General features: G+C 41.6%; 25 protein-coding genes and 3 tRNA genes. 9 read left to right on the forward strand and 19 right to left on the reverse strand.

Annotated features, from left to right (window positions below; genetic code table 11):
• Positions 1-191 precede the first annotated feature (191 nt).
• Positions 192-1448: a diaminopimelate decarboxylase gene (gene lysA / locus V7P40_RS03165; RefSeq protein ID WP_333784656.1), complete on the forward strand. Its 1257-nt coding sequence runs from the start codon at positions 192-194 to the stop codon at positions 1446-1448.
• A complete protein-coding gene (lptB, locus tag V7P40_RS03170; protein WP_333784657.1) occupies positions 1435-2151 on the forward strand; it encodes an LPS export ABC transporter ATP-binding protein in 717 nt (238 codons plus the stop codon). The genes lysA and lptB overlap by 14 nt, the downstream gene beginning before the upstream one ends.
• Here lptB and topA read toward each other — a convergent pair.
• From topA to speD, 8 genes are all read right to left on the reverse strand, one after another.
• Positions 2114-3718, reverse strand: coding sequence for a type I DNA topoisomerase (gene topA / locus V7P40_RS03175; protein ID WP_333784527.1), 1605 nt, complete (start codon positions 3716-3718; stop codon positions 2114-2116). The genes lptB and topA overlap by 38 nt on opposite strands.
• Positions 3715-4464, reverse strand: coding sequence for a tRNA (guanosine(37)-N1)-methyltransferase TrmD (gene trmD / locus V7P40_RS03180; RefSeq protein ID WP_333784528.1), 750 nt, complete (start codon positions 4462-4464; stop codon positions 3715-3717). The genes topA and trmD overlap by 4 nt, the downstream gene beginning before the upstream one ends.
• On the reverse strand, positions 4461-5321 hold the full coding sequence (locus V7P40_RS03185) for a site-specific integrase (RefSeq protein WP_333784529.1): 861 nt from the start codon (positions 5319-5321) through the stop codon (positions 4461-4463). The genes trmD and V7P40_RS03185 overlap by 4 nt, the downstream gene beginning before the upstream one ends.
• A 16-nt stretch (positions 5322-5337) precedes the next feature.
• Positions 5338-5409 (reverse strand) — tRNA-Val (locus V7P40_RS03190).
• Positions 5410-5411: 2 nt separating this feature from the next.
• A tRNA-Arg gene (locus V7P40_RS03195) sits at positions 5412-5485 on the reverse strand.
• Between the two features lie 11 nt (positions 5486-5496).
• Positions 5497-6231 carry a pyridoxine 5'-phosphate synthase gene (pdxJ, locus tag V7P40_RS03200; RefSeq protein ID WP_333784530.1) on the reverse strand — a complete coding sequence of 245 codons (735 nt, stop codon included), beginning with the start codon at positions 6229-6231 and terminating at the stop codon, positions 5497-5499.
• A 3-nt stretch (positions 6232-6234) separates the two neighbouring features.
• A complete protein-coding gene (gene moeB, locus V7P40_RS03205; protein WP_333784531.1) occupies positions 6235-7050 on the reverse strand; it encodes a molybdopterin-synthase adenylyltransferase MoeB in 816 nt (271 codons plus the stop codon).
• Between the two features lie 25 nt (positions 7051-7075).
• Positions 7076-7471 (reverse strand): adenosylmethionine decarboxylase, encoded by a 396-nt coding sequence (gene speD, locus V7P40_RS03210; RefSeq protein WP_333784532.1) that lies wholly within the window; start codon positions 7469-7471, stop codon positions 7076-7078.
• Between the two features lie 95 nt (positions 7472-7566).
• On the opposite strand from speD, the gene V7P40_RS03215 reads away from it, so the two are divergent.
• On the forward strand, positions 7567-8049 hold the full coding sequence (locus V7P40_RS03215; RefSeq protein ID WP_333784533.1) for an RsmD family RNA methyltransferase: 483 nt from the start codon (positions 7567-7569) through the stop codon (positions 8047-8049).
• Complete coding sequence (gene coaD / locus V7P40_RS03220; RefSeq protein WP_333784658.1) at positions 8018-8500, forward strand: pantetheine-phosphate adenylyltransferase; 483 nt, start codon at positions 8018-8020, stop codon at positions 8498-8500. Before V7P40_RS03215 ends, coaD begins: the two co-directional genes overlap by 32 nt.
• Here coaD and V7P40_RS03225 read toward each other — a convergent pair.
• On the reverse strand, positions 8497-8937 hold the full coding sequence (locus tag V7P40_RS03225) for a glycine cleavage system protein H (protein WP_333784534.1): 441 nt from the start codon (positions 8935-8937) through the stop codon (positions 8497-8499). The genes coaD and V7P40_RS03225 overlap by 4 nt on opposite strands.
• Before the next feature lie 38 nt (positions 8938-8975).
• Here V7P40_RS03225 and V7P40_RS03230 point away from each other — a divergent pair, with 38 nt between their 5' ends.
• The 5 genes from V7P40_RS03230 to mazG are packed head-to-tail and all read left to right on the forward strand — an operon-like array spanning position 8976 to position 14820.
• Positions 8976-9605, forward strand: a complete 630-nt coding sequence (locus V7P40_RS03230) for a phosphoribosyltransferase family protein (protein ID WP_333784535.1) — start codon at positions 8976-8978, stop codon at positions 9603-9605.
• A 48-nt stretch (positions 9606-9653) separates the two neighbouring features.
• Positions 9654-11369, forward strand: a complete 1716-nt coding sequence (rpoD, locus tag V7P40_RS03235; RefSeq protein WP_333784536.1) for an RNA polymerase sigma factor RpoD — start codon at positions 9654-9656, stop codon at positions 11367-11369.
• Positions 11356-12282, forward strand: coding sequence for a tRNA (adenosine(37)-N6)-dimethylallyltransferase MiaA (miaA, locus tag V7P40_RS03240; protein ID WP_333784537.1), 927 nt, complete (start codon positions 11356-11358; stop codon positions 12280-12282). The genes rpoD and miaA overlap by 14 nt, the downstream gene beginning before the upstream one ends.
• A complete protein-coding gene (gene aspS, locus V7P40_RS03245) occupies positions 12269-14059 on the forward strand; it encodes an aspartate--tRNA ligase (RefSeq protein ID WP_333784538.1) in 1791 nt (596 codons plus the stop codon). The genes miaA and aspS overlap by 14 nt, the downstream gene beginning before the upstream one ends.
• Entirely contained in the window at positions 14056-14820 is a 765-nt protein-coding gene (gene mazG / locus V7P40_RS03250; protein ID WP_333784539.1) for a nucleoside triphosphate pyrophosphohydrolase, read from the forward strand. Before aspS ends, mazG begins: the two co-directional genes overlap by 4 nt.
• On the opposite strand, the gene V7P40_RS03255 is transcribed toward mazG, so the two are convergent.
• The 10 genes from V7P40_RS03255 to hemA all read right to left on the reverse strand — a co-directional run bounded on the left by V7P40_RS03255 (position 14768) and on the right by hemA (position 25360).
• Positions 14768-16033 carry an epoxyqueuosine reductase QueH gene (locus V7P40_RS03255; protein ID WP_333784540.1) on the reverse strand — a complete coding sequence of 422 codons (1266 nt, stop codon included), beginning with the start codon at positions 16031-16033 and terminating at the stop codon, positions 14768-14770. The genes mazG and V7P40_RS03255 overlap by 53 nt on opposite strands.
• Positions 16030-17490 carry a leucyl aminopeptidase gene (locus V7P40_RS03260; RefSeq protein ID WP_333784541.1) on the reverse strand — a complete coding sequence of 487 codons (1461 nt, stop codon included), beginning with the start codon at positions 17488-17490 and terminating at the stop codon, positions 16030-16032. Before V7P40_RS03260 ends, V7P40_RS03255 begins: the two co-directional genes overlap by 4 nt.
• Before the next feature lie 19 nt (positions 17491-17509).
• Positions 17510-17585: transfer RNA gene (locus V7P40_RS03265), tRNA-His, on the reverse strand.
• Positions 17586-17607: 22 nt separating this feature from the next.
• Entirely contained in the window at positions 17608-20856 is a 3249-nt protein-coding gene (locus V7P40_RS03270) for an AAA domain-containing protein (protein WP_333784542.1), read from the reverse strand.
• 1 nt (position 20857) lies between these two features.
• Positions 20858-21202: a hypothetical protein gene (locus V7P40_RS03275; protein WP_333784543.1), complete on the reverse strand. Its 345-nt coding sequence runs from the start codon at positions 21200-21202 to the stop codon at positions 20858-20860.
• A gap of 376 nt (positions 21203-21578) precedes the next feature.
• Positions 21579-22472 carry an acetylglutamate kinase gene (gene argB, locus V7P40_RS03280; RefSeq protein ID WP_333784544.1) on the reverse strand — a complete coding sequence of 298 codons (894 nt, stop codon included), beginning with the start codon at positions 22470-22472 and terminating at the stop codon, positions 21579-21581.
• Positions 22453-23745, reverse strand: coding sequence for a UDP-N-acetylglucosamine 1-carboxyvinyltransferase (gene murA, locus V7P40_RS03285; protein ID WP_333784545.1), 1293 nt, complete (start codon positions 23743-23745; stop codon positions 22453-22455). The genes argB and murA overlap by 20 nt, the downstream gene beginning before the upstream one ends.
• A complete protein-coding gene (locus V7P40_RS03290) occupies positions 23717-23890 on the reverse strand; it encodes a hypothetical protein (protein ID WP_333784546.1) in 174 nt (57 codons plus the stop codon). Before V7P40_RS03290 ends, murA begins: the two co-directional genes overlap by 29 nt.
• The gene (locus tag V7P40_RS03295; RefSeq protein WP_333784547.1) at positions 23887-24186 is read right to left on the reverse strand and encodes an Lrp/AsnC ligand binding domain-containing protein; all 300 of its coding nucleotides are present in this window, start codon (positions 24184-24186) and stop codon (positions 23887-23889) included. Before V7P40_RS03295 ends, V7P40_RS03290 begins: the two co-directional genes overlap by 4 nt.
• A complete protein-coding gene (hemA, locus tag V7P40_RS03300; protein WP_333784548.1) occupies positions 24125-25360 on the reverse strand; it encodes a glutamyl-tRNA reductase in 1236 nt (411 codons plus the stop codon). Before hemA ends, V7P40_RS03295 begins: the two co-directional genes overlap by 62 nt.
• Between the last annotated feature and the right edge of the window lie 60 nt (positions 25361-25420).

Raw genomic sequence — 25420 nt, forward strand, 5'->3', positions numbered from 1 at the left:
CGTTCCCAGCCCACCGTGTGGGATGGAGACTTTGCCTTTTGTTGTGTTTGTGTTGTACTTGTATTAGTTCCTAGCCCACCGTGAAAGTTAAGGCTTTTCTAAGATCACTCGTTGGGAATCCTTTCAAAGTCTTAATTCCAAAAGCTTTTTTCTGCCGTGAGTGAGCAACTGTGGTAGAATAAAAAACTATGCTGTTGAAAGAGTATAATCCCTACCTTGAGTACAAAGGTGGAGAACTTCATTTAGAAGAGGTTTCTTTGAAAGAGTTGGCAAAGGAGTTTGGCACTCCGCTTTACGTCTATAGTGCTTCTTACATCAGAGATAGAATAAAAGCTTACAGAAAAGCCTTCCCGGATGCTCTCATATGCTATGCGGTAAAGGCAAACTTTAATCCTTCAATAATAGCCTTAGCCAAAGAGGAAGGAGCTGGTGCGGATGTGGTTTCTGGTAGTGAGCTTTACTTGGCTTTAAAGGCAGGAGTAGAGTCTTCTAAGATAGTCTATGCGGGTGTGGGAAAGACAGTTCAGGAAATAGAGTTTGCGGTTAAGCAAGACGTTTTGATGTTCAACGTGGAGTCCTCTATGGAACTTGATGTGCTAAACGACGTGGGGCAAAAGCTAGGCAAGAAAGTCAGAATAGCCATAAGGGTAAATCCAGACGTAGATCCTAAAACCCATCCTTACATATCCACTGGTATGAAGAAAAGTAAATTTGGCATAGACATAAAGCAGGCAAAGAAGGAGTACGAATACGCAAGGAAGCTGAAAAACTTAGAGATCGTCGGGATACACTGTCACATTGGCTCGCAAATACTGGACGTTTCTCCTTACATAGAGGCGGCGGAGAAGGTAGTAGAACTTTACTGGGATTTAAGCAAGTCTGGGTTTGATATAAAGTATTTAGACCTTGGTGGTGGCTTGGGTATAAAGTATCAGCCAGATCAGGCAAACCCAGAGCCAGAAGATTTAGCCCACGCCATAATGCCAAGCCTAAAAGATGTAAAAGCTCAGATAATTTTAGAGCCCGGAAGGTCCATAGTGGGGAATGGGGGCATCTTGATAACTCAGGTGCAGTTTCTAAAGGATAAAGGACACAAGCATTTTGTGATAGTGGATGCGGGTATGAACGACCTTATAAGACCAGCTATATATTCTGCCTACCATCACATAGTGCCTGTGATGGAAAGAAACTCAAAATACATAAAAACTGATGTGGTGGGTCCCATATGCGAAACTGGGGACTTTTTGGCTCTGGATAGGGAAATTCCTTACGTTGAAAGGGGAGATTATCTGGCGGTGCTTTCTGCGGGAGCTTACGGCTTTGCCATGTCTTCCCAATACAACGCAAGACCAAGAGCTTGTGAGGTTTTGGTGGAGAAAGGAAGCGTGAAGGTAATAAGAAGAAGGGAAACTTACGAAGATATAATTGAAAGAGTTGCTTGTTGCTGACGGTATAAAGAAAAGATACAAATACAGGGAAGTTTTAAAGGGGGTTAGTCTATACGTAAGAAGGGGAGAGGTGGTTGGACTTTTGGGTCCCAACGGTGCGGGAAAAACCACACTTTTTAACTGTCTGGTGGGCTTTTTACCGGTAGATGAAGGAAAAATAGAGCTGGAAGGTAAAGATATAACAAACATGCCTGCCCACAAAAGGGCAAAGGAAGGCCTATCCTTTCTTCCACAGGAGCATACGCTCTTTGAAGATCTAAGTGTTATGGAAAACTTGCTCATCTTTTTAGAGTTCTTTGAAGAAAGCAAAGAAGGCCAGCTGGCAAGGGCAGAAGAGCTTTTAACAGACTTTGGACTTTACGAGTTAAGAAATCAAAAAGCGGGAAGCTTGTCCGGAGGCCAAAAGAGAAGGTTAGAAGTTGCCCGCTGTCTTATACCAAAACCCAAATACATACTCTTTGACGAGCCCTTTGCGGGCATAGACCCCATAATGGTAGCGGACATAAGGCAGCTAATTCTTAACCTAAAAACCCAGGACATAGGCATTCTCATAACAGACCACAACGTCAGAGAAACCATAAAGGCGGTGGATAGGGTGTATATTATTTCAGAAGGGACCATTTTAGCCCAAGGAGAACCTTGGCAGGTAATAGAAAATCGAAAGGTTAGAGAAGTTTATCTTGGTAAAGACTTCCAGCTGTGATTTCGTTAAAAAGATGTCTCACCGTTTCTTTCCAATCCTTTTTACCTTCTTCCACCAGGTCCAAAAGCTCTTCCATCTTAGCGGTATAGCTGTAATCTACGAGCTTTGGAGAGTTTTGCATAAGAAAGTCCATCACCTGAAAGGCTATAGGAGTAGGCTTTAGCTCACCCTTTTCTACCACCACATAACCCCTTTCCTTTAGGGTTTTTACTATAGTGGAGTAGGTTGATGGTCTTCCTATGCCCAGGTCTTCCAGTTTTTTTACAAGGCTTCCTTCTGTGTATCTCCTGGGTGGTTGGGTTTGTCTTTCTTCCAAAAGGACCTGCTTTGGCTTTAGGATTTGTCCCTTTTCAAGCTCTGGCAGTTTTTGCTGTAGAAAGTCGTGCGGATAAAATTTAGACCAACCGTCAAAGATCAGCACCCTTCCTTTGGCAACTATTTCAAGGTTTTCTTGCCCTATGGGAACCAAAGTTACCCTTTGGTTTTCCAAGATGGCAGGCGTGGATAGGCTTGCCAAGGTCCTCCCAACTATCAACTCAAAGAGCAAGAGTTCTTCTTTGCCTTCCGGTTTTTTGTAAAGGTTTGTGGGTCTTATGCACTCGTGGGCGGATTGCACGTGAGCTTTCTCTTTAAACCTTCTGAGGGTTCCCACGTAATCCTTTCCGTGGTGCTTTTCTATCCAAGCCAAAAATTCCTGAGCCTTTTTTTCGTTCATGCGGTGGGCATCCGTTCTTGGGTAAGTTATAAAACCCTCTTCGTAAAGCGCCTGGGCAATCTTCATCGTTTTATCCACACTCAGCTTTAACCTCTCGTTGGAAGCTCTTTGAAGCTCTGGAGTGTTAAAAGGCTTTGGTGGTGCTACCTTTTCCTGCCGCTTTTCCACCCGCTTTACTTCAAAGAAGGCGTCTTTTAGCTTTTCCATGTAAGGTTTAGCATTTTCCGGCTTTTCAAACCTTACCTCCAAATAGGCATGGAAGTCCTCAAAAAGGACCTTTACATAGTAAAACTTTTTCTTCTTGAAAGCTTGTATTTCCCTTTCCCTTTCAACTATCAGCCTCAAAGCAGGAGACTGTACCCTTCCCACAGAAAGTCCCTTTTGCCTAAGCTTTTTACAAAGCTCAGGGGAAAGTAAGTATCCGATCAATCTGTCTAAAACCCTTCTTGCAAACTGGGCTTTAACAAGGTTGAAGTCTATACCCCTTTTTTCCCTTATGGCCCTTTTTATTGCCTCCTCCGTCACTTCGTAGAAATAAACCCTATATATTGGTTTTTTCGTCTTCCTTAGCTCTTCCCAGAAAAAGTAAGATATGGCTTCCCCCTCTCTGTCTGGGTCTGTTCCAAGGAGAATAAGCTCAGAATTTATGGCATGCCTTTTTATGTCTTCAAAGACCTTTCTTTTGCCTCTTCTCCACCCAAAAAAAGGAGTAAGAGTTTCTAAGTCAACTCCTAGCTCATCCTCTGGTAGGTCTTTGATATGTCCTCCCGAAGCCTTTACCAGATATTCCTTTCCTAAATACTTGCTTATGGTCTTTGCCTTTGTGAAAGATTCTACTACAAAGAGAATCATGGTTTCTTTCCTTCCATCCACTCTTCAAAAGAAAGACCTTTTTTTATGGCTTTTAGCATATCCTCCTCCAGGGGGGACAGATCTTCAGGTACAAGGTCTGGTCTTTTTTCAACGGTTCTTTTTATGGAGTGCCAAAGCTCCCAAAGCTCAATCAGCTTGTGATTGCCAGACAGTAAAACTTGGGGCACCTTCATTCCCTTAAACTCAGCTGGTCTTGTATAGACAGGTGCGCCCAGCCACCTTCTGAAAGAATCTTTTTTTATGCTCTCTGGCTCACTCAAAACGCCGGGCAAAAGTCTTGCCACTCCTTCCAAAAGGGCTAAAGCAAAGATCTCCCCTCCGGAAAGCACAAAATCCCCCAAAGATAGCTCCTCGTCCGCTAAAAAGCTAACTCTCTCGTCAATGCCCTCATACCTTCCGCATATTACCAGCAGACTGTCTAACTTAGAAAGCCTGTCTAAGTCCTCTTGGGTAATTGGCTTGCCCCAAGGTTGGGCTATTACAGTATAAGGTTTTCCATACTTAGAAACTAAGTCTTCGTAAGCCAGCAGTATAGGTTCAGGCTTTAGAACCATTCCTGGATGTCCGCCGTAGGCATAGTCATCCACCTTACCCTTTGGTGCATAGTTCCTGGGGTTTATGGTTATCACTTCTAACATACCTTTTTTTATAGCCTGAGAAACTATTCCGTATTGGCAAAAGCATTCAAACAAGTTTGGAAAAATGGTGATTGAGAAAAACTTCATCCTTTCAGAAAGTTCTCTACTACAGCCTTTGCCCTCTCTGGACTGAAACGATAGTAAATGTCTATGGTGGTTTTAATGTTGGCGTGCCCTGCAAATTCTTTAACCAGTTCTGCAGGGAATCCTTGGTTTATAAGGTTTGTGATGTACGTATGTCTGAAACTGTGTAAAGAGAAGTGAAAACCAAGCTTCTTGGAAAGCCGGTTTGTGTAAACTTGTAGAGAAGCTGCATTTACGCTTAGCGTATCTTCGTAGTTTTCCAAAAATCTGCTTAGACCTTCAGTAAATCTGTAAGTTTCTTCCCTTGAGGGGCCTATCAAGGGCGCCATTCTTTCCTTTTTTCTTTTAGTTATCTCCGCAGGTAGATGTATCCAGTATATACCGCTCTTATCCAAGAAAAAGTGCTCAGGCCTAAGACTTTTATATTCTGAAAGTCTTATTCCACTGTATAAGAATAGTCTGTATATGTTCTCGTACTTAGAGCCTTTAACTTTTTGGAAGATCCTTTCTAACTGACTTTTTTCTAACGCCTTTGGCTTTCTGTAAAGTGTGTGCAAACCATAATCTTCCTTTATATCCTCTATAGCTTCTTCTATTTCAGAAAAGCTATCCTTAGGTAAAAATCCTCTTCTGGTCAAAAATTTATAAAAATGTCTGATGGCAGAAAAGTGAGTTAAAAGGGATGCAGCAGAAAGCTCTGACAGATCTGCATACTGGTAAAGTTCTTTTGAGGAAACTTCAAGTGGGTTATCTGTGCTGACTCTCTTCAGAAAGGACTTTACAGCATTGACGTAAGTTATAGTAGTCCTTTCGCTTCTCGTCCTTTCTAAGTGCTTCTTCCAAAGTTCTAAGAGCTCCACATAGTAAATTATAAAATGGGCGATGGAGGAGTCGAACCTCCGACCTCCATCGTGTGAGGATGGCGCTCTACCACTGAGCTAATCGCCCAACGTCCCCGGGAGGAGTCGAACCTCCGACCTCGAGATTAGGAATCTCGCGCTCTATCCTCCTGAGCTACGGGGACTAATAGACATATTATAATCCCGATTTTATTCTATCAATGAACTCTCTTACCGCCCTTTCAAAGCCAAAGAGAACCGCATTGGAAACTATGGAGTGTCCAACATTTAGCTCTTCTACGTAGTCTTTTAGCTCTTTTACTAAGTCTGACACGTTCTGGTAAGTTAGTCCGTGTCCTGCGTAGACTCTCAAACCTAGTTCTTTAGCCAGTATGGATGCTTTTTTCAGCCTTTGAAGCTCCTCTCTTGCTTCCTCTTTTTTGTGTTCGTTCCAAAGGTTGGCGTATCTTCCGGTGTGTAGCTCTACCGCATCTGCACCAACCGCCTTTGAAGCAATTATCTGCTCTTCTTCTGGTTCCACAAAAAGAGACACCTCAATGTTAGCAAGTTTTATTTCTTTAAGGTAGTCTTTCAAAAAGCCTTCTAACCTTACCACATCCAAACCGCCTTCCGTAGTTATCTCCTCCCTTCTTTCTGGCACTAAGGTTATTCTGTTTGGTTTCACTTCAAGGGCTATGTTTTTCATCTCCTCCGTAGGTGCCATCTCAAGATTTACAGGAATTTTAACTAACTGTTTTATGAGCCTTAGGTCTTCGTCTTGGATGTGTCTTCTGTCCTCTCTTAAATGCAGTGTTATCTGATGAGCACCCGCCTGCTGGGCTATCAGGGCAGCAAACACCGGACTTGGCTCAAAGGTCCTTCGGGCTTGTCTTAGTGTAGCTACGTGGTCTATGTTTACACCCAATCTCATACTTTAGAAATGTATATCGCAGACCTGCTCGTATTCCACGAGCTCTTTGATGACTGCCTTTTCACTGCAAAGTGGACAGCTTGGATCCTTTCTTAATTTAACCTTTCTGAATTCCATAGAAAGGGCGTCCATTATGAGAAGCTTACCCACCAGTGGCTCACCTATTCCAAGAAGGAGCTTTATGGCTTCTGTGGCCTGTATGCAACCCATGATGCCACCTATGGATCCAAGGATGCCTGCTTCTTGGCAGGAAGGGACCAAACCTGGTGGGGGAGGCTCTGGAAACAGACATCTATAACAAGGTGACTCTTCCTTCTTTCTAAAGTCAAACACTGAGATTTGACCTTCAAACCTAAGCATGGCTGCGGAAACCAAGGGCTTTCCCGCAAAGTAGCACGCATCGTTTATTAGAAATCTGGTGGGGAAGTTATCGGTCCCATCCAAAACCACGTCGTAGTCCTTGATTATGTCCAAGATGTTTTCTTTATTTATGCGAGTGTTGTAAGTTATTACCTTCACGTCTGGGTTTAGTCTCTCCACCGTTTGCCTTGCAGACTCTACCTTTGGAATCCCCACTCTATCCGTGTTGTGGATGATCTGTCTTTGCAGGTTAGAAAAATCCACCACGTCAAAATCTACTATGCCAATGGTTCCAACACCAGCGGCGGCTAAGTATAGTATGGAGGGAGAACCCAAACCTCCCGCACCTACGACCAAGACCTTTGACTTCAGAAGCTTTTCCTGCCCTTTACCACCTACCTCGGGCAGTATAATGTGCCTAGCATATCTTTTTATTTGCTCTTCTGTAAAGTTAAACATTTTTTATCTCCCAAGAATGTAAAATTTATACCTTTAAAAGAACGCTTTGCAAATCTGAACCCTCGTAACTACCTATCAATCCCCTCTCATGCACTTGCTTGTCTATCCTAGTGGGCTCTAAGGTAGATATTATGTAATCCATGGCTTTGTAAGCCTTAGATGGATCCCCGCAGGTATAAACATCCACAGTAGCTAAACCATGTTCTGGCCAGGTATGGATGGATATGTGCGATTCAGCCAAGAGGATAACCCCCGTAGCTCCATGTGGTTGGAATTGATAGTAGTGAGAGGAGATCTTGGTAAGACCTGCTACTCTTACTGCGGTTTCCAAGAGGTGTTTAATATCTTCCACCCTGTCAATCAGATCAGGGTTAATGCCGTGCAGGTCCGCTAAGATATGCAGTCCGAGGGTCTTTGCCATTTCCTTTCCTCCTTGTCAAGGTTTTTTAAAATTTTGACAAGCCAAACCATAACAAAAACCTCCTTTAACAAAGAATACAAATTATAATAACTTTTATGAAAAAATCAAGTAGAAGATCTAAACTTAGACCCACCTCTTCTATGGTTAAGCAAGCTGTGTTCAACATGTTGGGAGATATAGAGGGAAAGCTATTCATAGACCTATTTGCCGGAAGCGGTCAGATGGGTTTTATGGCTATGGAAAGGGGGGCTAAGGTAATTTTTGTGGAAAAAAACAGAAAGTTAGCTCAATTAATAAAAGAAAAAGGCGGCAATGCGAAAGTTTCCGATGCTATAAAATTTTTAGAGTCCTTTGAAAGCTCACCAGACATAATTTTTGCAGATCCTCCATATGATTATCAGAATTACAAAAAATTAATAGAAGTTGCGCTTAAAAAGCTCTCTAAAGGTGGTATTTTTATACTTGAACACAGAAAAAATCAAAACTTTGAAGCAGAAAAGGTAAAAACTTATGGAGATACCGCCCTGTCTATCTGGAGGAAAGAAGATGATGAGTGTGGTCTATCCGGGGACCTTTGACCCACCCCATTTGGGACACCTTGACATAGTCAAAAGAAGCTGTGCGTTGTTTGACAAGGTAGTGGTAGCCATAGCTAAAAGCCCCAGAAAACACCTGCTGTTTGACCTTGAGGAAAGGCTGGACATGTTCAGAGTTATGGTTGAGGACCTGGGTACGAAGGTGGAGGTAAAGGGCTTTGAGGGCTTGCTTGTAGATTTTATGCAAAGAGAGGGTATAAAGGTAATAGTCAGGGGAGTTAGGCTATTTACCGATTTTGAATACGAGCTTCAGATAGCATTAAATAACAACAAGCTTGCAGGCGTAGAAACCATATTTATGATGCCTTCTCAGGAATACATACACATAAGCTCTACCATAGTCAGAGACATAGCCAGCTACTGCGGAAAGTTAGAAGGCTTAGTCCATCCTTACGTCGCTAAGAAAATAAGGGAAAAGTTTGGATGTCTTTAACCTTTGCACTCCACCCCTTCTCTATCTATGTATTCCTTCATTCTCTCTAAGGCTATCTCTCCAGTTACCAAGTCCTTTAGATCCCTTTCAAGGTTAGTGGGTTTTATTACAGCTATCCATCCCTCTCCATAGGGATCTTCGTTTATAAGTTCAGGCTCGTCAAAGAGCCTTTCGTTTCTTTCCACTATCTCCCCCTCTATGACAGCAGGTATAGGACCTGTCCATTTACCGCTTTCCAAGGAGGCAATGGGTTTTCCCTTTGGCACCTGTTTGCCCGGTGGTTTTATCCTCACATTTACCATCTTACCTGCCCTTGTTTGTCCTACGTCCGTTGCCCCCACACGGACCAAGCCCTTTTCTTCTATTTTATACCACACTTGATTTTCTATATCGTAATAGAGTTCCTCCGGTATCTTGCATCCTTTGTATGTTTTCATGGCGGAAATATTTTAACGGCATAAATTAATACAAATGTATGATTTTTAGCAATAGGCAAGAGGCTGGTAGGATCCTCGGTGAGTGGTTAAAAGATAGATTGAAAAGGAAAGGAGCGTGTGTGGTCCTTGGTATACCCAGAGGGGGAGTGGTTGTGGCAAAGGAGGCGGCAAAGATTTTGGGTTGTCCATTGGGTGTTCTAATAGTCAGAAAGCTCGGTGTTCCAGAAAATCCAGAATTAGCCTTTGGTGCTATAGACCCAGATGGGGAAATATACTTAGACAAAAACACGGTTGAGTACTTTAGGCTAACACCAGAGACCATAAAGAAGGTCGCACAGGAAGAGCTGAAGAAGATAAGGGACAGAGAAAGGAAATTTGAAAAGGGTAAAATATCCCAATTTGAAGAAGTAGAGTTTATTGTGGTGGATGACGGTATAGCTACCGGTATGACCGTAGAAGCTGGAGTAAAGTATCTAAAGAGAAAGGGCGCCAAAAGGGTGATAGTGGCAGTGCCAGTCTGCCCAAAAGATACTGAAGAAAGATTAAAAAATTATGCAGATGAAGTTTATTGCTATCACTCTACTACCTCTTCTCCTTTTGCGGTAGGAATGTTTTACAGGGATTTTAGACAAGTGGAAGATGAAGAGGTCCAAAATCTGTTGCAATAATGCACGCCCAGACCTATATTATAAAGTTTTGAATAGAGGAGGTAAAGGATGATTAACAAAAGTCTTATGAAAAAGCTTATCTCCTTGGGAGAAAAAGGCTACGTTACTTACGATGAGTTGAACGAGGCATTGGGCGATAGTCTGATTGACACGGAGCTTTACGAAGAGGTAATGGATTTTCTTCAGGAAAGAGGTATCAAGCTTCTTGAAACTGAGGAAGAAGCTAAAGAAATAACAAAGGATGAGGATTTCTTGGTATCTACCGACCACCTTTTGCAAACGTCCAAGGACGGCGATCCTGTAAGGCTTTATCTCAGAGAAATGGGGAAAATACCCCTTTTAACAAGGGAAGAGGAGATAAAGTATGCTAAGCAGATAGAGATGGGTAGAAAGATAATGAGAAGGGGGCTTCTGAGAACTTCCTTTTTGGTGGAGAGAGTTTTGAGGGAGTGGGCAAATGTATGCAACGGAAAGCTAAGGGTTCAGGACATTATGGACACCTTTGACGAGAGCAAAACTGTGGAAGAGTATGAAGAATCACACGAACAGTTAGAAAGACAGTTTATACAAAAAGGCTTAGAATTGGCAAAGGCATACAAGGATGCGCTTTACTGGAGGGACCTGTATCTTTCTTACAAACTTCCTGAGTATAAAAAGGAGTACTTAAAAAAACACGCAAAAATGAACAGAATACTCAAGGAAATGAAGCTAAAATACTCAAAGTTTGAAAGGATAGCGGACGAGCTTCTAAACCTTTATCAAAAGTACAACAAAAAGCTAAAAGAATACGAGCAGAGAAAAGTAAAACTTGAAAAGATCCATCCAGACATAGAGCAGCTAATAAAGGAGTGCGACTATAACGTGGAGTTGCAGTTAAAGGCAGAAAGGGCTGGATACAACTTTGCAAGATTACAAATGCTAAAAAGTGAGTTCTTGGCAATACAAAAGGAACTTAAAGAGTTAGAAAAAGAACTTGGAATCTTGCCCGACGAAATAAAGAGAGTCACGCAAATAATAAAAGAAGGTAGAACGAAGGCAATTCAGGCAAAGCAGGTAATGGTAAAGTGCAACCTTAGGCTCGTGGTTTCTATAGCTAAAAAGTATGTAAATAGAGGTTTGCCCTTCTTGGACCTTATACAAGAGGGTAATATAGGTCTGATGAAGGCGGTGGATAAGTACGACTACAGAAAGGGATACAAGTTTTCTACCTATGCCACGTGGTGGATAAGGCAGGCGGTAACTAGGTCTATAGCAGACCAAGCAAGGACCATAAGAATACCTGTTCATATGATAGAAACGATAAACGACATAACCAAAGCTCACAAAAAGCTATTCCAAGAGCTGGGTAGGGAACCGCTGGCGGAGGAAGTTGCAAAGTATTTAGGAATACCTATAGAAAAGGCAAGAAAGGTCATGAGGATCTCCCAAGAACCGGTGTCGTTGGAAACTCCCATAGGAGACGACGAGGATGCCCATCTGAAGGACTTCATAGAGGACAAGAGCGTACCTTCACCGGAGGAAGAGGCTACCAGAAGATTGCTAAGGGAACAATTGATAAAGGTTCTCCAGACGTTGGGCGAAAAGGAAAGGGAGATTTTAATGTACAGATACGGCCTTGTGGACGGCACCGAATACACTTTAGAGCAAATAGGTAAGATGTTCAACGTAACGAGGGAGAGAATAAGGCAGATAGAAAACAAGGCTATCAGAAAGCTAAGACATCCCGCGAGGGCTAAGTACTTAAAAGACTTTGAATCAATTTAACATCCTGCTTATAGGGGGTCCTACGGGCAGCGGTAAGTCTGAGCTTGCCTGCGCTTTAGCCAGCAGGATAGGTGCAGAGATCGTAAGTGTAGATTCAATGGCAGTCTACAAGTACATGGACATAGGGACTGCCAAGCAAAAAGACTGCAGGGTAAAACAGCATTTAGTAGATATATTAAAACCGGGAGAGTACTTTGACGCCAAACTGTTTGAAAATTTAGCCCTGAGGGCTATAGAGGATGTAAAAGACAGGGGGAAGGTTCCCATTCTCTGTGGTGGCACTTACCTGTACTTTCAGGTTTTACTCTACGGTCTTGCAAACACACCAGAGCCAGATTGGAATCTGAGAAAAAGGCTGTATTCTGTAGCCGAAAGGAAGGGCAGCGCATACCTTTACCAAAAACTGAAGGCAGTGGACCCAACTTACGCAAAAAAGGTCCATCCTGAGGATACAAGGAGAATAGTCAGAGCCTTGGAGGTATTTCTTCAGACTGGAAAGCCTTTTTCTTTCTTTCACAGATGGCAAAATCCAAGGTTTAGTTTTGTTGGATTTTACATCAAGCGCTCTTGGGAAAGTTTATCCAGAAGGATTGAGCAGAGGGTAAAAAGAATGATAGAGGGAGGTCTTTTGGAGGAGGTTAAAAAACTTTTGGAAATGGGCTTTGAAAACTTTCTGACATCCCAGCAGGCTATAGGCTACAAAGAGCTTGTGCCGTACCTTAGGGGAGAAATAAAATTAGAAGATGCGGTCGAAAGGATAATAAAAAACACCAAAGAGTATGCAAAGAGACAGATAAGGTGGTTCAGAAAACAGGGATGGGTGGAAGTGGATATGGATCGCATGAGTTTGGAAGAAGGAGTGGATTTTGTCTTGAAGGTTTATAATAGATATCTTCGTGATGAAAAGAACTAAATACTGCGGGCTTGTATCGGAAGAGGATCTGGGAAAAGAAGTAGTGCTTTGCGGTTGGGTTCATAGGGTTAGGAACCACGGGGGAGTGGTGTTTTTGGACCTAAGGGACAGGGAGGGAATAGTGCAGGTGGTAGTGGAAGAGCTTATCTCTCCCGAAGTTTACGATATAGCGGACAAACTTGGTGTGGAAGATGTGGTGTGCGTGAAGGGAAAGGTGAGAAAAAGACCACCGGGAACAGAAAACCCAAAGCTAAAGACAGGAAAGCTGGAGGTTTTGGTTGAAAAAATAGAGGTTCTTAATACTTCTGAAGTGTTGCCTTTTCCCGTAGAAGAAGAAACGGCGGTATCTGAAGAGACAAAACTGCGCTACAGGTATATTGACCTTAGAAGGGAGGCAATGAAAAGAAACATCCTTTTTAGGCACAGAGCCTATCAGGTTATAAGGGATGTGTTCGTAAAGAACGGCTTTGTAGAGGTAGAAACACCTTTGCTTACTAAATCCACGCCGGAGGGAGCAAGGGACTTTTTGGTTCCTTCAAGGTTGCAACCCGGAAAGTTTTACGCTCTTCCCCAATCTCCCCAGCTCTTCAAACAAATTCTTATGATAGCTGGGTTGGATAGGTATTTTCAGATAGTAAAGTGTTTGAGGGATGAAGATTTAAGGGCAGACAGACAGCCGGAATTTACGCAGATAGACTTTGAAATGTCCTTTGTGGATGAGGAAGATGTCATTGGTATCACAGAGGAGCTAATAAAGACCCTATTTAAGGAGCTTTTGGGGATAGAGGTAAAAACACCTTTTGACAGGATCAGCTACTTTGAGTGTATGGAAAGGTACGGAACCGACAAGCCCGACAGAAGGTTTGGGCTTGAGCTGGTAAATCTGGAGGATGTTTTTAAAAACACCAACTTTAAGGTCTTTAAAGAAGCCATAGAAAGCGGTGGAACGGTAAAGGCTATAAACTTCAACGCTGGAGAACTGTCAAGGAGTCAGATAGAGGAGCTTACTGGTTTTGTTCAATCCTTAGGTGGAAAGGGCCTGGCTTGGATACGGGTAGAGGATGGTAAACTAACTTCTCCCATAGTGAAGTTCTTAAAAGAGGAAGAGGTAAAAGCTGTGCTTGAAAGAACAAAGGCGAAAGCAGGAGACACTATACTCTTTTCAGCAGGCAAAAAGGAATTGGTCTATAAAGTTTTGGGTAATCTAAGAGTTCATCTTGCCAAAAGCTTTAAACTTGCGAAGGATGGCTTTGATTTTCTGTGGGTTGTGGATTTCCCGCTTATGGAGTGGGACGAGGAAGAAGGAAGGTTCGTCTCTTTGCATCACCCCTTTACTTCTCCAAAAGAAGAAGACATACCAAAGCTTTATCAAGCTCTTCACACTCAAGACCTTGAGGAGAAAAAAAGGCTGGTGCATTCAATTAGAGCAAGGGCTTATGACCTTGTGATCAACGGCTACGAGGTGGGCGGGGGTTCCATACGTATTCACAGAAAAGACTTGCAAGAGAAAATTTTCAAACTCTTAAACCTGTCTGAAGTAGAGGTAGAAGAAAAGTTTGGTTTTCTTCTGAAGGCTCTCAGCTACGGAGCGCCACCCCACGGAGGCTTGGCCATAGGTTTGGATAGGCTTTTGGCAATCATGCTGGGCTTGGATTCTATAAGGGATGTTATAGCTTTTCCAAAAACTCAGAAGGGCACCTGTCCTTTGACAGGAGCGCCAGACTATGTTTCTCCAAAGCAACTTAAAGACGTGCATATAAAAACCTTAGAGGTATGACGCCCTTTGAAGAGCTTTTAAAAATAATGCAAACCTTAAGGGAAAAATGTCCGTGGGATAGCAAGCAAACTCACCAAAGCCTTAAAAAGTACATGATAGAAGAAGCTTATGAGCTTTTGGATGCGATAGACAGTAGGGACGACCAGAAGCTAAAAGAGGAGTTAGGAGATGTACTTCTTCAGGTGATCTTCCATTCCCAAATAGCAAAGGAGAGAGGTGCCTTTGATGTGTGGGAGGTGATAGAAACCTTGAATGAAAAGCTGGTAAAAAGGCATCCTCATGTGTTTGGAGCAGAATCTGCTCAAGAGGCTTTGAGCAAGTGGGAAGAAAATAAAGCAAAAGAAAGGGAGAGTGTTTTAGACGGAGTGCCAAAAAGCCTTCCTGCTTTGATGAGGTCCCAAAAGCTTCAGGACAGGGCAAGCTTGGTGGGCTTTGACTTTGAAAGCATAGAGCAAGTTTTTGAAAAGATAGAAGAGGAAATGAAAGAGCTGAAAGACGCCATAAAGGGTGGAAACACAAAGGAGATAAAGCACGAGTTAGGAGATGTGCTTACCGCTGTTGTGGAGCTTGCAAGGTTTTTAAAAGTAGATGCGGAAGAGTGCTTACAGGAGGCAAACAATAGGTTTGAAAGGCGTTTTAGATTCTTAGAAAGAAGGGCAAAGGAGCTTGGAAAGGATCTTAAAAGTATGACACTACAGGAAATGGACCTTATTTGGATGGAATCAAAGCGTTTTGACTACGATAATCCACAAGCATATTAGGCTCTCTTCCTACACGCTCCTTTAGGAACTTACTACCTGCTTTTGCAAAGGATTGGGCACCCAAAAGGGCTATACTTAACCTTTTTTCTTTTATTTCCATAAGCTTACTTTCTATAAATCTACACACTTGCTCAAGACTTACTCCGCTTCCGTCCTGCAGCGTATCTGCCGGAAAGCCTATCAGAAGTTCCGAGTTCTCATCTCCTATCAGCAAAACTGAAGATGTATCCCAACAGATTTCTGCTTGAAGCTCTGCAGATATGCGATTGTTTAAGAGTTTCTCCTTTTGTTCCATACTTACCAAAAAGGTGGGATCCGCCATAGGACTTACCTCTTCCAGGGGCATATCCTTTAGCTCTTCTACCAACACCACCTTCAACCCTCCCTTGTTGTAATATAAGGTATTTTCTATAACTTCTTCCACGTCAGCCTTCAGCGTACCCTTTATGGCCCTTGAAAAGGGTTGAACTAAAAAGGGTATAGAGCTTTCTCCAACTTTGAGGCTTGCGTGCAGGAGCTTCCAGTTTATGAAGGAAAACTCCCACTCTTTACACTTCAAACCCAAGTCTTCCGCAAAAAGTCTTAGCTCCTTTATAAAAAGCCTTTCCTCTTTGCTTGCTGGCCTTCTTCTGCCCAAAAAGGACACAAGGTCCCACATGGCTTTTTCCTTCTTTTGCTTAAAAAGACCGTAAATGCATCCGCAATAGTCTTGATGATAGATCTCCATATTTTTGGAAAGCCTAAACATCTCCTGCGTGCCCCCACCCTTTCTGTAGTCTAAGGCTAAGAACTCCACTCCAAAGTTTTTGGCAAGGTTAGAGCCCACTTCAGAGAGAACCTTAAAGTCCTTTTTCGGGCTCATAAGTAAAGTGGTGGTGTAATAAGAAGCTCCGACCTGCTTTGCATACTCAAGGGACCTTGAAAGTCTGTAGTCAAAGCACACCTCACACCGTTTGCCCCTCTCTGGCTCGTCCTCTAAGCCTTTCACAGCCCTGAGCCAGTTTTCCACATCATACTCTCCTTCCACCAGCTTTATCCCCAAGCTCTGACATACTCTTTTTGTCTCTACAAGCCGTAGTTTATATTCTTCGTAGGGATGTATGTTTGGGTCGTAGAAAAAGGCGGTTATTTCAGACTGAGGAAAGTCCTGCCTTAGCCTTTGGAGAAAATAAACCGCATCCGGCGCACAGCAAACGTGGACTAAAATCTTCATGAGTATTTACGAATAATATACTCCACACAGGTTCTAAGCCCAAAGCCTGTGGCTCCCTTTGAGTAATAACCAAATTCTTCTTTGAAGTAAGCAGGACCTGCTATGTCCAGATGGATCCACTTTATGCCCTCTTTAACAAACTCCTCCAAAAACATGGCAGCGGTTATAGCTCCGCCGTATCTTCCCCCACTGTTTAGCACGTCTCCATTTCCTTTTTTTATTTTTTCCCTGAGCTTTTTGTCATCCATCGGCAGTTTCCAAAGTCTTTCCCCTGTGTCCTTTGAGATCTTAAGAAACTCATCCCCAAACTCATCGTCGTTGGTGAAGAGCCCAGCGGTGTATTCTCCCAAAGCTACCACACAGGCTCCAGTGAGCGTTGCCATATCCACTATCCTGGATGGTCCAAGGTTAGAAGCATAAGAGAGGGCATCTGCCAAGGTTACCCTACCTTCTGCGTCGGTGTTGTCTATCTCTATGGTCTTTCCGTTCATAGCTCTTATTATGTCGTCAGGTCTGTAGGCTGTGCCACTTGGCATGTTCTCCGCCGCTCCTATTACTCCATGAACTTCTACCGGAAGCTTTAGCTCGGCTATCGCCCTTAGTATGCCAAGGACCGTGCATGCGCCCGCTTTGTCCATCTTCATCGTCCTCATGTAGTCTCCCGTCTTTATGTTTAGTCCCCCGCTGTCAAAGGTAAGCCCTTTACCCACAAAAACTATTCTGTCCTTTGGCTCCCCTTCTGGCTTGTAAGTAAGATGGATAAACCTGGGTGGTGTGGCAGAGCCTTTCCCCACACTCCAAAGGGCCATCATACCCATCTCCTGAATTTCCTTCTCGTCGTAGATCCTACACTCTAAATGGTATTCTTCGGCAAGTTTTTTGGCAATTTCCGCCAAGGTTATTGGATTTATCACGTTTCCCGGCTCATTTACCAAGTCCCTAACAAACCTCTGAGCTTCTGCCAGTATTTTGCCCACGGTTATTCCCCTCTCGTCTCCACCGTAAAGTTCAATCTTTGAGATCTTCCCTTTTTCCTCTTCGTTGTTCTTGGTTTTATACTTGTCAAAGGTGTAATCTCCCAGTATGGCACCTTCTACTATAGCCTTTGAAACTTCTTCGCTTAGCTTCTCTCCGGCATAAATAAGTAAATCTTTTACCTTGTCCCTCTTTGCCCTCTTTACGATCAGCGCAGTGGTTCTTCTAAAATTGTCAAGGCTAACCTTCTCTTTTTTACCCAAACCTCCCAAGTAGATGGTTACCACGTTTTGGTTTTTTATCAAGTTTATCTTGGATACAGAATCTTCTTTTCCCTTAAAGTTTTCTGCCTGCATAAGCATTTTTACTTCTTGCTGTAAATCACCAAGGTAGCTAAGGTTTGATTGATCATCCTCATAAAGTAGAACAGCGATAGGTATATCTAAGCTTTCTATACTTTTACTCACAGACAAGATTTCCATGTTTTCCTCCTTGAATAGATGGGGAGGGTGACGGGACTCGAACCCGCGACCCGTGGATCCACAGTCCACTGCTCTGCCAACTGAGCTACACCCTCCTAACGGATAATAAAATTATACTCAAGCTTGAGCTTTTTCAATGAACAAAAACTCTTCTATAACTTTCCTAAGGTTTTCAATTTCTCCTTTTAGAATAGGATTTTCCTTATCTAACCAGCCGTTTATGTACCATTTGTAGTATGGAGTGTGTATTATTTTCCAACCAGCTCTTTTGAGTCTTTTTGCCCTCTCCACATGCCAGTCTGCATATTCTAAGGTTTTATTCCCTAACATTCTAAAGTGGTGTGGGCCGTCAACTTCTACAGCAAGAAACTTTTTGAGCTGTTTGCAATATATAACAAAATCTAACCTATATCCGCAAGATTCATATTGGTTGAAAATTTTAATTTCTGTTTTGTATTTTTTCTCTAGTTCTTCAACAATTTCCTTAAGGTGGTAATAGACTGCTTCCTCCAGTTTAGATTCAAACTTACTAACATCCAAACTTCTATCCGACGGTTGTTCTGTGTGGTAACTTTCAAAGTGGAGTATGTATTTTTTTGTAAGATTAAAATTCTGCGGAAGCCCTGCATAAACTAAGAAGGTAAAATACTTTGCCCTGCTGGTAGCTACATTAAACCTGTTTTTTTGCTCATAATGATTCCTACTTTGAGAACATGATTCGTCTAAAGCGAGAGAGATTATCATAATATCCTTTTCATGTCCTTGAAACTCCTCGGGGGTTCCTACAAAAATATTATCGTAGCCTTCTTCCATAAGTCTTAGTCTTATGTATTCTACCTGATCCCTCACAAAAGAAAGAACACCTATCTCAAAGTCCTGAGGCACGTATTCAGGAAGTTTTACATCTTGATAAGCTCTACGGTCTTTCAAACTCTTTATTATTCTTAAGACCTCTTCCGCTTCAGCATCAACTATTTTTTGCCTTGTGGACCTTTTTCCTTCAACTTTTATAGATTTAAAAGCTATACCCTCCTTGGTGGGATCCCTTGTCATTATGTGGAGTTTTCCATCGTAAAACTCCCTTGAAGTAAAGCTTGCCAAAGGATAAACTGACCTAAAGTGTTCGTCCAACATAACTATTGCGTCTTCATTTACATAACTTAGCGAATCTGATTCTTCAGAATGTTTGTCAGGAGATAAAAACTCAAGGATGGAAGCTTTTGTTAGAACCAACCTTCTCTTTTTGGCTTTCTCGTAATCCATCCCTGCTGGTTTGTACCTTTCCCATACAAGTGTATCAAGTTTATTGCTAATCCTAAAGCCTAAGCCTACTGCTTCTAAATTAAGTTGCTTGTGATCCCCCACTACGCAAACGCTTTTCCCTCTGTAAAAAACAGGTATTATCTGAGCTAAATTTACCTGAGAAGCTTCATCCACTACAACTAAGTCAAACAAGTTCGGCTTCATAGGAAGTATTCTGTCCACGTTTGGTATATCAGTTATCCAGACGTTAAAGATCTTTAATACATTTTCGTAATTCACACGTTCCTGCGCTTCCTTAAGCAATCGGTCTTTTGTGTAATGAAATATTGACTTCAAATTAGAAAGGTCTTCCTTGTATTGCAAAGATATGCTGTATATTCTATCCAAAACCAAGGTTGCTATTCTTTTACGTGCAAGCTCCATTATCTCTTTCTCTAAGCCACTGAGGGTTTTGGAATAATCATGAAGCAATCCTTTAAGCTTATCCGCTGTATGCTGGATCTTACGGTATCTATCCAAGAGCTCGTCCAGACTTTTGGCGAAATAGGAAAGTCTTTTCCCTTTGTCAAAAGTTTTCATTCCTAATTTTTTCAAAAACCTTTTGCGACGCAGAATATATATACCAATTTTTGTTTTACCTTTTTCTTCCAATGTCTTAAAGGTTGATTGCTCGCTTTTCAGAAAATCCATGAACCTTTGAATTTCTCTCTTATAGGTCTGGTATAGCTTTTGGATGAAATCTCTTTGAATCTCGTATTCATATTCAAAGTTAGTTAAACTCCTCTCAAAGCTCTGAGTTTTTTCTGTGTATTCTTCGGTAAGCTTTAAATATTTTTTATATTCTTCAACAATTTTCCTATAATCTCTAATCTTTTGCTTAAGCTTATCTTCCGTATTCTTCAGATCTCGTTTTATTGAATCTATACTTATGTCGTCCAGCTGTTTGATGATGTTTTCTATGTTTTCTTTAGTCTTTCTTTTATGTTCCTTATAAAAGTATATGAAGGGCAAAAAGTTTTCGTCTGAGGAGAGTATTCTTGAAAGCTTTTCAAAGAGCACCTTTATGGCAGGAGCTTTTTGTGATACGATTAATATCTTCTTATCAAGCAGTATAGACAGGAGCGCCAAAGCGGTTATAGTATGGCTTTTGCCAGTGCCGGGTGGTCCTTGTATGTATGATACCTCATGATTGATAGCGTTTTCCAAAGCCCTCTCTTGGTTTTTAGAGAGAGGTATAGGAATTTCATACTTGAGGTCCCCCAAAGAAAAGGTGCCCAACTTTTCAAGATTCACTCTCTCTGACAAAGCGGAGCTTAGTAGTTTTTGCAAAACTTTGTTCTTCAAATCTCCCTGTTCTTTGATTTCTTCTATCAAAAGTTCCAAAGATTTATAAGTAGAAAGCTCCGTAGGAAAATTACTAAGAAACAGATAAATTCCGTCGTAATAATAATTCTGTTGGTTTGCTAAAATTTCAAAGGATAACTTTTCCTGTAAGGTGTTAATCTTTTCTTCAGATTCAAGCATATAGTTTATTCGTTCCACAACTTCTTCAGCTAAGTCTCTCAAAGATTCCAAATCAGCGCATGTTTCCACCTTCTCTTCTACTTCTTTAACAAAATCCAACAGATCATCCCTTACCCCGTATTCCTCATCTTGTCCCAAAGGAAGCTTATCAAAAATGTCATAGTTCAGAAAAAAATTTCCTATGCCCAAAGTTATTTTTCTTTCTTCTTCCCTTACGTCCAAATTAACCACAAATATAGGAGCAAAAACTCTTATCTCGTTTATAGTATCTGTTTTGATAAAATACTTCAAAAGACCCACACCCAAAAATAGCGCTTTATCATCAGAATTTGCTATATCCTTTAACTTTTTTTTCAAAAAGTTGTATAGATCTCCCTCGCTTTCCCTTGTAATTTCCAATCCATCGCCAAATTTTAAGTCTTCTTTTAGAAAGAATAGGTTTTCTTTAAGAACTTCAGGGTTTATCCTTTTTCTTCTGGGTGTAATAAGCAAATTACTAAAATCTACCCTAACACCTATCTTTCTACTAAGTTCTCTTAGATAGCTAAGATACCTTATAACATCATCTTTCCCAACCATTTCATAGGTCTTTATCAGTTATTTCTTCAGTAATTAATTTATACATTTTGTTTATACCATCTTTAAGTTCTTCAACCTCTTTTTGTGTAGTTTTTAATTGTTGATTTGTTAAGCTTGCATATTCCCCTAAGCATCTTACCAAGTTTTCTAAGTTGTTTTTTTCTAACCGGTTTAAAAGAGCCTGTAATTCTTTAAATTTTTCTTCCTGATTCCTTAGATTTTCCTGATTAATCTTCTGTATATAAACTTGAAGTCTATTAACATTCCTCTTTAAATCAAACAACAAAAACGCAAATAAAATTCCAACTCCTGCAACTGCAAGCGCTAAAAAAATTAAAGGTTCCATAAAGGAAAATTATACCGTACTCTAAATGGAGAAAACTGTGCGTTCTGTTAATTTCTCATACGATGCATATCGTTGATCTTTAGTAAGTGGGTATATAATTACTTTTATGTATTACGTGTCAAAGATAACTCCCCTCTTTTTGTTTAAAGCACTTATATTTCTTGGACTTTCTTTAGCCCTCAGGCGTACTGACTGGCTTCTTTCTATAGTATTTTTACTCTACGGATTTATCGCTTCTACACTGATCGGCGCTATGTATCAGATAGTCCCCAATTCCCAGAGCAGAAAGCTCTATTTTCCCAAACTACCTTATTTTAGACCTTCTTCTAGACACTGCCAGCCTTGTTTCTTCTTTCATCAGTATTACTAACCTTTTTTAAAGCACTATCTGCGTTCCTATACCTTCGTCGGTGAAAACTTCTAAAAGGATAGAGTGGGGGAGCCTTCCGTCTATTATATGAACTTTTCTAACTCCATTTTTAAGAGCTTCCACACAGCTTTTTAACTTGGGAATCATACCACCTTTAACAGTTCTCTCCTGTATTAGTTCTGAGACTTGATCAACCCTCAAGGTTGATATTAGCTTACCTTCTCTGTCTTTAACTCCTTCTGTATCCGTCAGGAATATAAGCTTTTCCGCCTTTAGTGCTTGGGCTATCTTAGATGCGCATATGTCCGCGTTTATGTTGTAAGCTTCACCGCTTTCGCCCACCCCCACTGGTGCTATAACTGGGATGTAGTTCTTTTCCAGAAGGGTTAGCAAAAGCTCCACGTTTACCTCTTTAACATCCCCCACAAAGCCCAGGTCTTCCTCTGGCACTTCTAAGCCAAGCTCCTTGAAGTAACTCTCTTTGTCTAATTTTTCTGCTTTTATAAGATTACCGTCCCTTCCAGAAAGACCGACTGCGTAAATGGTCTTTTTTGTGTGGGTATTTATAAGAGCTACGATGTCTTTGTTTATGTCTCCAGAGAGAACCATCTCCACCACGTGCATGGTCTCCTGATCAGTCTTTCTTATACCACCTACAAAGTGGGGTTTGTGTCCGAGCTTTTCTAAAATTTGACTTATATGGGGACCCCCTCCGTGAACTATCACCACCTTTATGCCCACGTAAGCCAAAAGCACAACATCCCTTGCAAAGCTGTCCCTTAGCTCGTCATTGAGCATGGCAGAACCACCGTACTTTATGACAAAGATCTTTTCGTAAAATTCCCTTATGTAGGGTAACGCGGATTGAAGTATTCTTGCTCTATCCAGTGCTTCTTGCATAGGTTACTCTTTCTATGCATGCTCCAAGGCTTTTTAACTTCTCCTCCAAACGCTCATAACCTCTGTCCAAGTGATAGATTTCTCTAACTATTGTGGTACCCTCTGCCACCAAGCCAGCCAAAACTAAACTGGCACTTGCCCTAAGGTCTGTGGAAAAAACCTCCGCACCGCTTAATCTATCCTGTCCAAAGACGATGGCTGTTTTCCCTCTTAAGGATATCCTTGCTCCCATCCTCTGAAGTTCATTTACGTGCTGAAATCTGTTTTCAAAGATGTTTTCCGTTATCTGAGAGATGCCATCGGCAATACAACAAAGAACCATAAACTGGGCTTGCATATCTGTTGGAAAACCTGGATATTCAGAGGTGGATATTTCCAACGGATTTATCTTACCACCGCCTATTACTCTAATCCTGTCTAAACCAAGCAGTTCTACTGTGGCTCCAGCTTCCTTTAGCTTTTCCAACTGGCTCCCCATATGTTTTGGACAGACCCCCTCTAACACTACATCTCCACCAGTTATAAATCCTGCCACAGCCAAAGTCCCCGCTTCAATCCTATCTGGAATAACCGTGTGATCAAAACCTCTCAGATCCTCATTACCCCTTATAATCATAGTTCTTCCTTCCACCTCAATCTCCACTCCCATTTTTCTGAGCACTTCAACCAAGTCCATAACTTCTGGCTCCAAAGCCACGTTTCTAAGCACACTCCTTTTTTCACACCTACTCAAAAACATAAGGGCATTTTCTGTGCCCGTTACGGTTATCACCTCAAAGGTATGTTCAACTGGCCTTATATTTTCAACCTCCATATGAATGTATCCACCCTTTACGTTTATGGTCGTTCCCCCCTTTTCAAAAACCTTAAGATGCTGATCTATTGAGCGCGCTCCTATAGAACAGCCTCCTGGCATGCCTACCACTGCCCTGCCAAGACGTGCCAAAAGGGGACCAGCCACAAGTATTGATGCCCTCATTCTTCTGACCACATAATCCGGCGCAAAGTAGCTTCCTACATTCTTTGCTTCCACATAAACAGTGTGGTTTTCAAACTTCACATCAACCCCCAAGATTTCTAAAAGTTCAATCGCATTCTTCACATCAAGAAGTATGGGCACATTCCTAATAACACAGGGCTCCTCTGTCAAGAGAGTAGCCATCATGATGGGTAAGGATGCGTTTTTTGAACCAGAAACTCTGACTGTACCCTTAAGTCTCTCCCCTCCTCTAATTAGAAAAAAATCAGAGTCGGATAATGTGGTGTTTGTCATCTTTCTTGATAATTATTTTAACTACTTCCCAAAGCTTTGAGTAATATATGGTAATACCGTTGTCTTCTTCCACGTACTGATGGGGCTCATGGGAATACACAACTACTATCTTTTCATCATCCTCAAAGATCATGGGATAATTCATATTCTCACTACTACGCAGGTGAGCGCCTCCTTCACCCCCTCTAAAGAGTGTATTTTGTTTATCACAAGCCTTCCTAGCTCATCCTGATTTTTCACTTCCACGAATACGATAATGTCATAGGGACCTGTTACCACATCCGCAGTCTTCACCCCATCAAAGGTAGATAGAGCTAACATGATTGAAGGTATTTCCCTCGGATCCGCTTTTATGAGTATGTATGCTTTTATAGAGTATTCAGATTCTAACTCCATCAGCTCTGTTATAGACATCGGATAATTTTCTGACCTTGTTTCCATCTTCGTCCTCCTGGAGAAGTATTTTAATCAACTTTTCTGAACCCATAGGGTCTTTCTTTATCTCCCTGAATGCACAGTAGAGAAATCTTCTAAATTTGGGCTCCCTTCTTTCCACATCAGCCCAAAAGCTTTTTATCTTCAATATATTGTCTTCTATCTTAAGAAACTCAAGCCATTTGAAGAACTTGTCCACTTCATCCCATACGATGATCTCGCCTTTTTCCTTTTCCTTTAGTCGCTCCTTTAGGTTCTCCTGAGATATAGTTTTTAGATCATCTATGTTGTAAAGGAATGCCTGATCTATATCGTTTATGTCTGGTTCTGCGTTTCTGGGCACGGATATGTCTATGATAAACATAGGTTTGTAGTCCCTTTTTTTCATAGCCTTTTCAACCATGTTTTTTGTAAGCACATAGCTTTTAGCACCAGTGGACAGAAGGACTATGTCAAACTTGTGTAGATGATCTTCCAGCTCATTATACACTATCACATTACCTTCTAACCCCTTAGCTAATTCCAAAGCCCTTTCATAAGTTCTATTAGCTATAAAGATATTGGCCTTTAACTTTTTGAAATATTTAGCCGCTAATTCTGCCATTTCTCCAGCCCCTACCAGTAGAACCTGAGCTTTACTGAGATTGCCAAAGATCTGTTTTGCTAATTCTACAGCCACATAACTTACAGACACGGCGTTTTTACCTATGCCCGTTTCCGTTCTTACCCTTTTGGCAGTTCGGAGGGCTTTTTCAAAAACTCTGTTTAAGATCTTCCCAACAGTGCCCATCTCCCTTGCTATCTGAAAGGCTTCCTTGAACTGAAATACTATTTGACTTTCCCCTACCACCATAGAATCAAGGCTGCTTGCCACCTTAAAAATGTGGGCTACTGCTTCTTTGCCCTCCAAAAAGAAAGAGTGTTTTCTGTAAGTCCGACTAACACCCTTTATATCCAAAAAATTTTCCACAATGGAGTATACCTGAGCGTAGTCTTCACAGACGGTGTAAATTTCAACTCTATTACATGTGTTTAAAATCACCAGTTCCTTGGCATTAGAGTAAGATTGTATAGCCGGCAAGAGATTTCTTATCTCCTCTTTACTACAGGCTAAGAGTTCCCTAACACTTATGGGGGCAGTCTTGAAGTTAAACCCCCATACGAATATGTTTTGCATCATTATAATAATATATCCCTTCTATTACATTGGATTAAAAAATTGGGGAATTGGTGCAGGTGG

Origin of the sequence: Thermocrinis sp., from assembly GCF_036781485.1 — a bacterium.
GTDB lineage: Bacteria > Aquificota > Aquificia > Aquificales > Aquificaceae > Thermocrinis.